12 protein-coding genes are annotated in these 12,555 nt (G+C 56.0%); 9 read left to right on the top strand and 3 right to left on the bottom strand.

Going from position 1 to position 12,555, the window contains the following annotated elements; all coding sequences use genetic code 11:
* Positions 1 to 321 precede the first annotated feature (321 nt).
* Positions 322 to 1,104 (bottom strand): hypothetical protein, encoded by a 783-nt coding sequence (locus GGE09_RS14470; RefSeq protein ID WP_309746865.1) that lies wholly within the window; start codon positions 1,102 to 1,104, stop codon positions 322 to 324.
* Between the two features lie 81 nt (positions 1,105 to 1,185).
* Here GGE09_RS14470 and dnaE point away from each other — a divergent pair, with 81 nt between their 5' ends.
* On the top strand, positions 1,186 to 4,695 hold the full coding sequence (gene dnaE / locus GGE09_RS14465; protein WP_309746864.1) for a DNA polymerase III subunit alpha: 3,510 nt from the start codon (positions 1,186 to 1,188) through the stop codon (positions 4,693 to 4,695).
* Positions 4,696 to 4,698: 3 nt separating this feature from the next.
* Entirely contained in the window at positions 4,699 to 5,667 is a 969-nt protein-coding gene (locus tag GGE09_RS14460) for an aryl-sulfate sulfotransferase (protein ID WP_309746863.1), read from the top strand.
* 9 nt (positions 5,668 to 5,676) lie between these two features.
* On the opposite strand, the gene GGE09_RS14455 is transcribed toward GGE09_RS14460, so the two are convergent.
* Positions 5,677 to 6,450 carry a phenylalanine 4-monooxygenase gene (locus tag GGE09_RS14455; RefSeq protein WP_309746862.1) on the bottom strand — a complete coding sequence of 258 codons (774 nt, stop codon included), beginning with the start codon at positions 6,448 to 6,450 and terminating at the stop codon, positions 5,677 to 5,679.
* Positions 6,451 to 6,560: 110 nt separating this feature from the next.
* On the opposite strand from GGE09_RS14455, the gene GGE09_RS14450 reads away from it, so the two are divergent.
* Genes GGE09_RS14450 through GGE09_RS14440 form a run of 3 tightly spaced genes read left to right on the top strand, consistent with a single transcriptional unit; the run spans position 6,561 to position 8,395 of the window.
* A complete protein-coding gene (locus GGE09_RS14450) occupies positions 6,561 to 7,019 on the top strand; it encodes an Lrp/AsnC family transcriptional regulator (protein WP_309746861.1) in 459 nt (152 codons plus the stop codon).
* Positions 6,997 to 7,188 carry a hypothetical protein gene (locus GGE09_RS14445; RefSeq protein ID WP_309746860.1) on the top strand — a complete coding sequence of 64 codons (192 nt, stop codon included), beginning with the start codon at positions 6,997 to 6,999 and terminating at the stop codon, positions 7,186 to 7,188. The genes GGE09_RS14450 and GGE09_RS14445 overlap by 23 nt, the downstream gene beginning before the upstream one ends.
* Complete coding sequence (locus GGE09_RS14440) at positions 7,178 to 8,395, top strand: bifunctional alpha/beta hydrolase/OsmC family protein (protein WP_309746859.1); 1,218 nt, start codon at positions 7,178 to 7,180, stop codon at positions 8,393 to 8,395. Before GGE09_RS14445 ends, GGE09_RS14440 begins: the two co-directional genes overlap by 11 nt.
* On the opposite strand, the gene GGE09_RS14435 is transcribed toward GGE09_RS14440, so the two are convergent.
* A complete protein-coding gene (locus GGE09_RS14435) occupies positions 8,396 to 8,605 on the bottom strand; it encodes a SlyX family protein (RefSeq protein WP_309746858.1) in 210 nt (69 codons plus the stop codon).
* 117 nt (positions 8,606 to 8,722) lie between these two features.
* Between GGE09_RS14435 and GGE09_RS14430 the strand changes: the two genes are divergently transcribed.
* The 4 genes from GGE09_RS14430 (at position 8,723) to hisG (ending at position 12,538) form a co-directional block, all read left to right on the top strand.
* The gene (locus GGE09_RS14430) at positions 8,723 to 9,148 is read left to right on the top strand and encodes a hypothetical protein (protein ID WP_309746857.1); all 426 of its coding nucleotides are present in this window, start codon (positions 8,723 to 8,725) and stop codon (positions 9,146 to 9,148) included.
* Between the two features lie 83 nt (positions 9,149 to 9,231).
* Positions 9,232 to 10,725: a histidine--tRNA ligase gene (gene hisS, locus GGE09_RS14425; protein WP_309746856.1), complete on the top strand. Its 1,494-nt coding sequence runs from the start codon at positions 9,232 to 9,234 to the stop codon at positions 10,723 to 10,725.
* Positions 10,725 to 11,831, top strand: coding sequence for an ATP phosphoribosyltransferase regulatory subunit (locus tag GGE09_RS14420; RefSeq protein ID WP_309746855.1), 1,107 nt, complete (start codon positions 10,725 to 10,727; stop codon positions 11,829 to 11,831). Before hisS ends, GGE09_RS14420 begins: the two co-directional genes overlap by 1 nt.
* Positions 11,828 to 12,538 (top strand): ATP phosphoribosyltransferase, encoded by a 711-nt coding sequence (gene hisG, locus GGE09_RS14415; protein ID WP_309746854.1) that lies wholly within the window; start codon positions 11,828 to 11,830, stop codon positions 12,536 to 12,538. The genes GGE09_RS14420 and hisG overlap by 4 nt, the downstream gene beginning before the upstream one ends.
* Positions 12,539 to 12,555: the final 17 nt, after the last annotated feature.

Genomic DNA, 12,555 nt, shown 5'->3' with positions numbered 1-12,555 from the left:
CTGAAAACCCGCCACGTTCTTTGCATTTGGCCCTGCTGCCGACGCGTCCGATGTGGGATAAAACGCGGGGGCGACCTTTGAAGCTAGGAGAACAACTATCATTTAACATAGCAAGATTTTTCTGGTCCGAGTGTGGGATTCACTGATGGTTTATCGCATTTTTCTTCGGTAATTAAGTGATATTTCAGAGGTTTACGTTGGATTATACAGGAATCGTTGAAAGTATATCAGACTTTGGGCAAAGCTGCGGCAGATAAGGGGGCATACAAAAGATGCCTAAAATTCAGCCTGAAAATCAGCAAAATTGCAGCTAATTATCCGTTATATTACTGTGCGATACTCCAGCGCCGCCATTACGTCACTGTCCACCTTGCGATAGATGAATTCCAGATCGCGCTTTTTATAGTCGGTTTTGATTTTGTGGTATTTGTAGCGCCGTGCGTAGTCTTCAAACCGCAGATTATCCGAGGCTTTGATCGAGCGTCGGATATTCGTATAGCCGTTCGACGTGGTCGGAATATACTCGCTGACCTTGTCCAGTGTTTCATTGAAATCCGAAAGCAGGTCTTCGTAGCGGATGTGGATCACATTTTCGGCCGCACTCATCAAAGCCACATAAGCGCTCATTTTGCGGTTCCACAGCTCGATCGGGCTTTCCAAGGGCTTTTCGCCCAGATTATCCCGCTCTGACACGGGCCAAGGGGTGGTCAGGAACTGGTCAAAGCTGATGTCCTCTTCGTTCCACAACGGGTTTTCGGGGCGGTTGTGCAGTGAAGACAGGAAAAACACCGGATGTTTGGTGATCATCAAAAACAGGGTGTTTTGGGAATGAGGGGCTGCGCGGATCACATCAATCGGCGGGGCTGCGTGTTTCAGACCAAAATCGGAATAGAGAATCCGCTCGTGGTATTTGTCTTGCAGGCGGTTGTTTTCGGCAGGCCGCAGTTTGGGTTTATGCTGTTGCAAAACCAGCCGCAGCACCCGTTTGTCCACCCCGAAATCCCCGCGCAGAATATCCGTGGCAAAGTTCTTGTTTACCAGTTTTTCCAGATAGGTCGCGCCTGTGTTTCGTTCGCCATAAATTTTGGTGAAAAGACAGGTCATCCGGAGCCTTATTTTTACTTTTTTAGGTAAGCCATAGTGCAACGGCTTTCGCCCCTTGGCAAGCTGCGATAGGCTGGCGGGATGAGCACCTCACCCCGATTCATTCACCTTCGTCTGCATTCCGCCTATTCCCTTTTGGAAGGCGCAATTCAGGTTAAAAAACTGCCTGATATGTGTGTCGCAGCGGGTATGCCTGCTGTGGCTGTCACGGACAGTGGCAACCTGTTTGCAGCGCTGGAATTTTCCGAAACGGCGGCCAAGGCGGGCGTGCAACCGATCATCGGTTGTCAGATGGATCTGGCCTATGCCACTGCCGCGCAGATTGGTGGCAAAGTGCCTGCGCCCAAACCTGTGGTGCTGCTGGCGCAGAATGAAGCGGGCTATCTGAATCTGATGAAGCTGAACTCTTGCGCGTTTTTGGACAGCGCGGATCAGCTTCCCCATATTACTCTGGATGAATTAACCAAATACTCCGCAGGGCTGATTTGCCTGACAGGTGGTGCGCTTGGCCCTGTGGGGCAGTTGGTGCAGGACGGTCAGACAGATGCCGCCAAGGCGTTATTGATGCGGCTGGCGGATATGTTCGCAGACCGTTTGTATGTGGAATTGCAGCGTCATCCCGAGGATCAGGCCAAAGGCACCGCTGCCGAACTGGCGACAGAGCCGTTTTTCGTGCAAACCGCCTATGCGATGGATCTGCCTTTGGTGGCGACCAATGATGTGTTTTTCCCAAAAGCGTCGATGTATGATGCCCATGATGCGCTGATTTGTATTGGCGACGGGGCTTATGTGGACCAGCAAGAACCCCGCCGTCGCCTGACGCCCGAGCATTATTTCAAATCCCCCGAAGAAATGGTGAAGCTGTTTGCCGATGTGCCAGAGGCCGTTGAGAACACCATAGAAATCGCCAAACGCTGCGGATTTCGCGCCACCACACGCGACCCGATCCTGCCCAAATTCGCCGATGACGAAGTGGTCGAGTTGCGCCGCCAGTCCAATGCGGGGCTACAGGCGCGGCTTGCCGTGATCCCCCATGCGGTCAGTTTGGAAGACTACCAGAAACGGCTCGATTTTGAACTGGATATCATCGAGGGCATGGGCTTCCCCGGCTACTTTCTGATCGTTGCGGATTTCATCAAATGGGCCAAGGATCACAACATTCCCGTGGGGCCGGGGCGGGGGTCTGGTGCGGGCAGTCTGGTGGCCTATGCGCTGACCATTACCGACCTTGACCCGCTGCGCTATTCTTTGCTTTTTGAACGGTTCCTGAACCCCGAGCGGGTTTCCATGCCCGACTTTGATATCGACTTTTGCATGGATCGCCGCGAAGAAGTGATCCGCTATGTGCAGGAAAAATACGGCCGCGATAAGGTGGGTCAGATCATCACATTCGGTGCGCTTTTGTCCAAAGCTGCCGTGCGCGATATCGGGCGTGTCTTGCAAATGCCTTATGGTCAGGTGGACCGCCTGTCCAAGCTGATCCCCGTAGAGGGTGTGAAACCCGTCAGCATCGAAAAGGCGCTGGCCGATGAACCGCGCCTGCGTGAAGAGGCAAAGTCAGAAGAGGTCGTGGACCGCATGTTGACCTATGCCCAGCAGGTGGAGGGGCTGTTGCGCAACGCATCAACCCACGCGGCGGGTGTGGTGATCGGGGATCGCCCGCTGGACGAATTGGTTCCGCTCTATCAGGACCCGCGCTCTGATATGCCTGCGACCCAGTTCAACATGAAATGGGTGGAACAGGCGGGGCTGGTCAAGTTTGACTTTCTGGGCCTGAAAACCCTGACTGTGATCCAGAACGCAATGGATTTGATCACGGGGCAGGGGCGCCCCTTGCATATCGGGCCGGATGGCACGCAGCTTTATGATCCGCCCGAGGGTGCAGAGGGTGAAATCGGGGCGATCCCGCTGGATGATGAAAAGACCTATAAACTGTATGCAGCGGCGAAAACCGTGGCAGTGTTTCAGGTGGAATCCAGCGGCATGATGGATGCGCTGCGCCGTATGAAACCCGACTGTATCGAAGACATCATCGCGCTTGTGGCGCTGTATCGTCCGGGCCCGATGGAAAACATCCCCAAGTTCTGCGAGGTGAAGAACAATCTGTCCGAACGGGACAAGCTGCATCCCTCGATTGATCATATTCTGGACGAAACCCAAGGCATCATCGTCTATCAGGAACAGGTGATGCAGATCGCGCAGGAAATGGCGGGTTACAGTCTTGGGGGTGCGGATCTGCTGCGCCGTGCGATGGGTAAAAAAATTCAGGAAGCGATGGACGCAGAGCGGCCCAAGTTCCTTGAAGGCTCGGCCAAGAACGGTGTGGACAAGAAGAAGGCGATGGAGGTCTGGAACCTTCTGGATAAATTCGCCAACTATGGGTTCAACAAATCCCACGCGGCGGCATATGCGGTGGTGTCCTATCAGACCGGCTGGCTGAAGGCGAACCATCCGGTTGAATTCATGGCTGCGGTGATGAACTGCGATATCCATCTGACCGACAAGCTGGGTGTGTTCATCGAGGAAACCAAACGGCGGTTGAAAATTGACGTGGTGCCGCCCTGTGTGAACCAGTCACTGGCGACCTTTAGTGTGGCTGAGGGTAAAATCCACTATGCGCTGGGCGCGTTGAAAAACGTGGGCGGCGAGGCGATGAAGCTGATCGTGGATGCGCGACTGGCGGACGGGCCGTTTAACGATCTGTTTGATCTGGCGCGGCGGGTTGATCTGAAACGGGTTGGCAAGCGCCCGATGGAAATGCTGGCCCGTTCCGGCGCGTTTGATCAGTTGGACGCGAACCGGCGCAAATGTCTGGAAAGTGTCGATGCGCTGGTGGCTTACTCGGCCTCGACCCATGAACAGAAAAACAGCGCCCAAGGCGGCCTTTTTGGCGACAGCGGCGAAGACCTGCCCGCCCCGCGCCTGCCCATGCCCGAAGACTGGCTGCCCACCGAACGGCTGGCACAAGAACATCAGGCCATCGGCTTTTACCTGTCGGGCCATCCGCTTGATGATTATTTGGGGCCATTGAAACGCAAGAACGTGCTGACGCTGGCGGAACTGGAACAAAAGGCCCGTGGTGGTGCGGTTGCCGCGAAAATCGCGGGGGCGATTTCGGGCAAGCAGGAACGCAAATCCGCGCGGGGCAACCGTTTTGCTTTTGTGCAATGTTCCGACCCTACAGGGCTGTATGAAGTCACAGTGTTTTCTGACACGCTGGAAAAATTCCGCGATGCTTTGATGCCGGGGGAAAACGTGGTTTTGACGGTTGAGGCGACGATGGAGTCGGATCAGTTGAAACTGCTGTGCCGCAGCGTGATCGGGGTGGATTCTGCGGTGGCGGACGCGGCCTCTATGGGGCTGCGGGTCTATATCGGGGATGAAGGCGCGATCGGATCGGTTGCCACGCGGCTGGAAGAAGCCACAAAAGGCGGCAATCCGCGTAGCCGTGGGCCGGTGCATCTGGTGCTGATGCACCCTGATCTGCCGGGCGAGGTCGAGATTGCCTTGAAGCAGGAATATGTGCTGAACCCGCAAATCAAAGGCGCGTTGAAACACGTTCCCGGGGTGCAACTGGTCGAAGAGTTTTAGAACATGACCGCGCTGGACATCCTGACCTGTGATGCAACGGCCCGTGACGCAGGCGTGATGCTTTTGGCGCTGGAACAAAACAAAGGTGCAAGCGGCGATAAAGGTGGGTTGATTGCGCTGGACCCGTCTGGGCAAACCGTCTGGTGGCATGAATTTCCATTTGTAATCAGCAGTTGCCGACTATCTTTGCAACGCACTATTTTGGTGATGACCTCGGACGGGCGGGCGCTAGATATTGGACTGAACGGTCGGGTGTTGCGGCAATGGCAAGGGGGGGATGTTCCATCCCCAAATACCTTTGGCGCGATGCTTGCCACAGGCGCGCTGCACCACAGTGTTGAGGAAATCGCCCCTGATATTTACCTGTCACTGGCCACATCCGGGGAGGCTGATGATGGGGACACTGTGCTGGTGTTTGACCGCCACGGCAGCATTCATTGGCAATGGGATCTGGATGAAAAACTGGCAGCCCGCGCATCTGCCAGTTGCGTGATAATGGACCCCACAGATGGCGGAATTATTCTGTCGCTGGGGCCGCAAAATGCCATTGCTAAACTGTCCCGACGTGGCACGGTGGATTGGGTTTTAGGGGGTGTCGCTGATTTCTGTGCTGATAAGAAATTGACCCAGAGCGGTGACGCCTTTTTCGCGCCCTGTGATCTTAGCTTCGCGGCTAACGGCGATTTGCTGTTCTGTGCAAAGGGTGCTGCGCAAAGCTGGCGGATTGATGCGGCGAAAACCTGCGCCGTCCAAAGCTGGCAGCACGGTTTTCCTTCAGAAAGTCATCGTATCGGGGCCGTAGCAGAAACACCGCGCGGCAATCGCTTTCTGTCCCATGGGAACGGGGAAAAGCTGCAAGAACTTTCCCCCGATGGGATGGTGGTTTTTCAGGCCAGCCTGCCACAAAATGGCGGTTGGGTTTGCGCCGATGCGGTGTTTATGCCCGCTGACCCCGCGCGTTGGTTAACCTAGGCGGTTGATCTAGGCAGCTTTTTCAAACAAGGCTGGTAGATCGCCTTTGGCTTTGGCTTCGTCAATCGCGATTTTCAGATCGGTTTCCAGCAATTTTGGCAGGTCTTCGAAACTGTCGATCACAAAATACTGCGGTTGCACGATGTCGATACGGTAAGGCGTGCGCAGCATGGTCATCAGATCGGCAGGCGTATAGACCGCCTTGCCCGAGCAGGCAAAATCGGCCTCGGACGGGCTGCTGGCGATGCCTGCGCCATAGCCGCGCAAGCCATCAGCTGTGCGGATCATGCCGAATTCAATGGTGAACCAGAACAGGCGGAACAGGTGCCAGCGATAGCCTTTGCCCAAGTCCACCGCGATCTTGCCAAAAGCCTCGATAAAGTCGGTGTAGGCTTGATTGGTCAGCAGCGGGCAATGGCCGAACACCTCGTGGAACAGGTCGGGTTCTTCGATATAGTCCATGTCTTCGCGGCGGCGCAAAAATGTGGCGACGGGGAATTTGCGATCTGCCAGCAGGGCGTAGAATTGTGACGGCGGGATGATGGCTGGCACGCCGGATACGCCGAAATTGGTGAGGCTTGCCAAGCGTTTATCCACGTCGAGCAGTTGGGGAACGTCGTGATCGCCAAGGCCAAGCTGCGCGATGCCGTCCAGATATTCAGGGCAAATACGCCCGTCCAGAAAGGCGATCTGGCGGGTGAACAGTTCACCCCAGACGGCTTTTTCTTCGGCTGTGTAGTCGTAACGTCCAGCGGCATCGGGGAATTTTGAATCGTAAGCCATGGCGGTTTCTCCTTATTTAGAAGCAGTTTATGCCGCTGGGATGGAAGAACTTGCCTGAATTTGGGGTTTGATGTAAAGATTTGGGTAAATATTTCATCAAGGTGGCGATTTTGGAATTTTCTGATCAAGAAAAACGGATTTTACGGCTGATACAGTCCGATTCTAGTCGATCATTGGCACAGCTTGCCGAGGTCGTTGGTATGGCGCAAAGTACGTTGTGGCGCAAAATTCAAGAGTTTGAAGCGCTGGGGTTGATTGAGCGGCGGGTGACCTTGTTGAACCCGAAAAAGGCCGGACTGGGGTTATGTGTCTTGGCGCAAATCAGGTTGCAATCCCATACGCAGGATGCGGTGGACGGGTTTGTCGCCATGGTGCGCAGTCACCCCGAAATACTGGAGTGTCACAAGATTTCAGGGGCTGCGGATTATTTTATCAAAGTGCGGGTGGCGGATGTAGAGGCCTATGAGGATTTCATGAGCCACAATCTGTTGCGCAGTGATTTTGTAAAAACCGTGGTGTCGAATTTTGTGTTGAAAGAGATTAAACATGCCACTGAACTGCCGCTTTGACGGGGCGGAATTGGATATTTCAAAAACAAAAAAAGTGTCAGGCGTTGGGATTCTATCACGGGGGCGTGAGACTGGTAACATCAGCGCGACTTCCGTGGGGGAGCGCTTGTTTCGGGGCTATGTCAGTGGTTCCATGGGGCAACTGAGGAGTCTGTTGGATGAAGAGTGAAAAATTTACCTTTACGGGGCATTCTGGCGCGGAATTGGCCGCACGGCTGGATTTACCTGTGGGGCGACCCTTGGCGGCGGCTGTGTTTGCCCATTGTTTCACCTGTTCCGCGGATATTCCTGCCGCGCGGCGCTTGGCCCAGCGACTTGCGTCCATGGGCATTGCTGTGTTGCGGTTTGATTTCACCGGATTGGGCCATTCGGAGGGCGAGTTTTCCAATACGGATTTCAGTTCCAATGTAGCGGATTTGGTTCTGGCGTCGCAGGCCCTAGCAGATCGGGTGAGGGCACCAGGTCTGTTGATTGGTCATTCGCTGGGGGGCGCAGCTGTGTTGCGCGCTGCTGAGCAGATTCCCAGTGCCAAGGCGGTTGTGACCCTTGGGGCGCCGTTCGACCCCGCCCATGTGCTGCATAATTTTGGCAGCTCTTTGGATGAGATTACGGCGAATGGATCGGCTCAAGTCTCGCTTGGGGGGCGGGTCTTTACGATTAAAGACAGTTTTGTAAAAGATGTGTCCGCGACCAATATGAAAGCGGCGATTGGTGGGTTGAAACGGGCCTTGCTGGTGTTGCATGCGCCGCTGGATCAGATTGTTGGGATTGACAATGCCGCGCAGATTTTTGACGCGGCAAAGCATCCCAAAAGCTTTGTCACGCTCGATGATGCGGATCATCTGATCAGCGACGGCGCGGATGCGGAATATGCCGCCGAGGTGATTGCATCTTGGGCGGGGCGGTATCTGGGATTGGTCAAACCAGCCGCGCCAATTGGCGCGCCCGAAGGTGTTGTGCGCAGTGACGAGGCAGACCCGTCCGGCTTCTTGCAGGACATTAGTGCAGGCCCGAACCATCATGTTTTGGCGGATGAGCCAGAGGCTTACGGCGGCAGTAATCTGGGCATGTCGCCTTATAATTTTCTTTCTGCAGGGCTGGCGGCCTGCACGTCAATGACCATTCGCATGTATGCGCGGCGCAAGGGGTGGCTGCTTGACGATATCAGCGTGGCCGTGACCCATGACAAGATACATGCCAGCGCCTGTGCGACCTGTGAAACCACGCAAGGGAATGTGGATGAATTCCGCCGCGAGATTACCCTGATCGGCGATTTAAGCGCGGAACAGCGCGATAAGCTGATGGAAATTGCCAATAAATGCCCTGTGCACCGCACCATGGAAAACGAGATCCGCGTGACAACCGAACTGGTGTGATCACCAATGGGGCGGGGGCTGGTCGCCAAAACTGGCCGATCCGTCACCCTGCGCCTGATCCCGCGCCATATCCATCAGGGCGGTCACACGTTTTTCAAGCATGTCGATCCGTTTGGCCTGTGCGGCGACAATGTCGGACAGGTCCTCGGCCAGCCGCGATGTATGGGCGAGGCGTTCTTCTAACAGGGTGGTTGGGTCTGAATGGGTCATGGCTTTTCCTAACGGCCATTGGACGGGCGGACAATCAAAAAACGGATAGCATTAAGAGATGAAGCAGAGCGGCAGTCGTGCTAGGCTTGGGGCAGGTATTAAGTAAGGGAGTGTGTTATGAAACGTATTATTATCCTCTTTGCCCTGATATTTGGTTTGCAGGTCAGTCCTGCGCAGTCGGCCCCGCCGTTTGGGGCGTTCCAATCCGTTGAGGACATGGAACGCCAGATCGGCGATAAGATCATGGCGCTGGATTTTGCAGGGGCGTTGACGGCGATAGACCCTGCAGGGCGCAGCCTGTCTGCCGAACAAAAAGACCGCTTTGTCACCAGCTTGACCAGCTTTTACAAACAGCCGCTGACCCATCAGGCGCTGATGAAAGAGGAAGTGCTTGGCGGTGGCTTTCGCCGCGCGATTTACGTGTATTGGAGCGATAGCCTGCCGGTCTATTTCTACGTGGTCAGCCATTCCCGCGAGGATGGGGTTTGGCTGTTGCAGTATAATATCGACACGACGTTTTCAAAAATAATCGGCCAATTCTGACAAAGCGGGCGGGACATGCCGCCATTTGCTTGTCCATTCGGGGAAATTCCGTTACGGGGTGAGCCGAAATTAGGATCAATCCGATGGCCAAAGACAAGAAAAAGAAAATCCTCCGCCCCAAGGCTTTGCCGCCCAAAGGGTTTCGTGACTATTTCGGTGCCGAAGTAGATGAACGCAACGCCATGCTGCGCCAGATCACCGAGGTTTATCATCGCTACGGGTTTGATCCGCTGGAATCATCAGCCGTGGAAACGGTTGAGGCTTTGGGTAAGTTCCTGCCTGATGTGGATCGCCCCAATGAAGGTGTGTTTGCATGGCAGGACGAAGACGATTCCTGGATGGCGCTGCGCTATGATCTGACTGCCCCTTTGGCGCGGGTTTATGCCCAGCACCGCAATGATTTGCCGTCGCCCTATCGCCGCTTTGCAATGGGTCCGGTCTGGCGCAATGAAAAGGCCGGGCCAGGGCGGTATCGTCAGTTTTATCAATGTGATGCGGATACGGTTGGCAGTGCAAGCATGGCCGCCGACGCCGAGATTTGCGCCATGTTGTCTGACACATTGGAAGCCGTCGGCATTCCGCGTGGCGACTACATTGTTCGGGTGAACAACCGTAAGGTTCTGAATGGTGTGTTGGAGGTTGCGGGCCTGTCTGGTGACGATAAAGAAGCCGAGCGTGGCATCGTTCTGCGCGCCATTGATAAGCTGGATCGTTTGGGGTTGGACGGCGTGCGGGCGCTGTTAGGCGAAGGGCGCAAGGATGCGTCTGGTGACTTTACCGAAGGCGCGGGCCTGTCGGATGAGCAGGCTGATGTTGTCATGGGGTTTATGGACGCCAAGCGCGACACGGGTGCTGCGACCTGTGCGCGGTTGTCAGAGCTGGTTCAAGGTTCGGAAATCGGCGCAACAGGTGTGGCGGAGTTGCAGGAAATCACCAGTTTGTTGGCGGCCCAAGGCTATGGCCCTGACCGGATTGATATCGACCCTTCGGTTGTGCGCGGTCTCGGCTATTACACAGGCCCAGTCTATGAGGCCGAGCTGACCTTTGAAATCCTCGATGAAAAGGGCCGTAAGCGGCAGTTTGGTTCTGTTGCGGGGGGCGGGCGCTATGATGATCTGGTGAAACGCTTTACGGGGCAGGAAGTGCCTGCAACGGGTGTGTCTATTGGTGTGGATCGTCTGCTTGCGGCGCTGCGGGAAAAGGGGCGTTTGGAAAACAAGGCCAAAGGGCCGGTGGTTGTGACTGTGATGGATCGGGATCGTTTGGGCGATTATCAGGCCATGGTTGCTGAATTGCGCACTGCGGGTATTCGCGCAGAGGTGTATCTGGGCAACCCCAAGAACTTTGGCAACCAGTTGAAATATGCCGATAAACGCGAAAGCCCTGTGGCGGTGATTGAAGGTGGCGATGAAAAGGATCGCGGCGTGGTGCAGATCAAAGATCTGGCGCTGGGCGCGCGATTGGCCGCTGAGATTGAGACCGCCGAGGAATGGAAAGCCCAGCCTGCACAGAAAGAAATCGCACGGGCTGATCTGGTGGCAGAAGTACGCGCCATGATCGCACGGGCGGGTGCGTGATGAAAAACGACAGGCGCGCGCGCATTAAAGAGGTCGCCGACCGATTGGCGGCGGCGTTTGTGTCTTCAGGGGCGCTGCCGGTGGAAACCGACAGCCTGTTGCCTGCGGATGTGCTGCTGGATCTTTACGGCGAGGATATTCGCGCGCGGGCCTTTGTGACCCATGATCCGTTGCACGGCGAACAGATGCTGCGGCCCGATTTTACCGTGCCTATCGTGCAGCGCCACATGGCCGAGGGCGCGGAACCCGCGCGCTATACCTATAACGGCAATGTCTGGCGCAAACAGACGGGAGGGCGTGCGTCGGAATATACGCAAGTGGGCTACGAGCTGTTTGACCGCACTGATCCCGCAGGGGCCGACGCCGAGGTGTTTGCCATGTTTGCAGGCATGTTGGCGGCTTATCCACTAAAGGTGATGACGGGGGATATGGGGATTTTGCTGGCGGCTGTGGACGGGTTGACCACTACAGATCGCAGGCGTGCAGCCCTGCGCCGTCATGTCTGGCGCCCCACGCGGTTTGTGCGCTTGCTGGAACGGTTCGGTGGCATGACGCCGCCCCCTGAAACCCGCGTGGCGCTGTTGGCCGATGTGGCTGCACGCGGCGCGGATGCGGTTCTGGCGGATGCTGGGGCGCAGCAGGGTATGCGATCTGCAGAAGAAGTTCTGGCGCGGATTGCCGTGTTGCAAGAAGACAGCGCCGCAGCCCCGATTTCGGCTGAGGAAGTAGAGATGCTGGAGCAGGTTCTGGCCCTTAAAGCCATGTCGTCGGATGCTTTGGTGCAGTTGCGCCAGATGGCGGCAGATTTCCCTGCTTTGGTCGCACCTGCGGATGCGATGGAAGACCGGTTAAAGGCCATGGCCGCACGCCGCGTTGATGTGGATAATCTGCCGTTTGAAGTGTCCTTCGGGCGCACATCCATGGAATATTATGACGGGTTTGTTTTTGGCTTCAGTGCTGAAAACTGTCCCGATCTGCCCGTTGTGGCCAGCGGCGGGCGCTATGACGCGCTAACCCGCGTTTTGGGGCAGGGCCGATCCATCGCGGCGGTGGGCGGCGTAATCCGCCCCGAAGCATTGGTCGCCGTTCAAGAGGGTAATTTATGAGCCTGAAACTGGGTATCCCGTCCAAAGGACGCTTGCAGGATAAGACAATCGACTGGTTTGCCGAACACGGCATCACCGTGCAGCGCACCGGGTCTGACCGCGAATATGCGGGGCAGGTTTTGGGCGTGGACAATGTGGAACTGGTGCTGTTGTCGGCAGGGGAAATCCCTAAAGAACTGGCTGCCGGACGCATCCATCTGGGTGTGACAGGCACCGATCTGGTGCGCGAAAAAATGGGGCGCTGGTCTGATATTGTAACCGAGGTAGAGCCCTTGGGCTTTGGCCGCGCCGATTTGGTGCTGGCGGTGCCCGATTGCTGGGTGGATGTGACGACGGTCGATGATCTGGATGCGGCCGCCACACAGTTTCGCGCCGATCACGGCTTTCGCCTGCGGATCGCCACCAAATACCACGCGCTGGTGCGCAGCTACCTCAGCAAACAGGGCGTGGCGGATTATCAGCTGGTGGACAGTCAGGGGGCTACTGAGGGCACGGTTAAAAACCTGACGGCGGAAATGATTGCCGACATCACGTCGACAGGGGATACGCTGCACGCCAACGGGCTGCGGATTCTGTCAGACGGGCTGATTTTGCAATCAGAGGCCACGATGTACGCCAGCAAAACCGCCGATTGGGACACTGAAAAACAGGTTGTTTGGCAGGCTCTTGCCGCCCTGTGCAACTGGACAGAAAAACCGTTCGTCTGATGCTTAATCTGCGGCTG

This window comes from Roseobacter sp. N2S (genome assembly GCF_031454055.1).
GTDB lineage: Bacteria > Pseudomonadota > Alphaproteobacteria > Rhodobacterales > Rhodobacteraceae > Amylibacter.
This window is presented reverse-complemented; position numbering and strand designations above follow the sequence as displayed.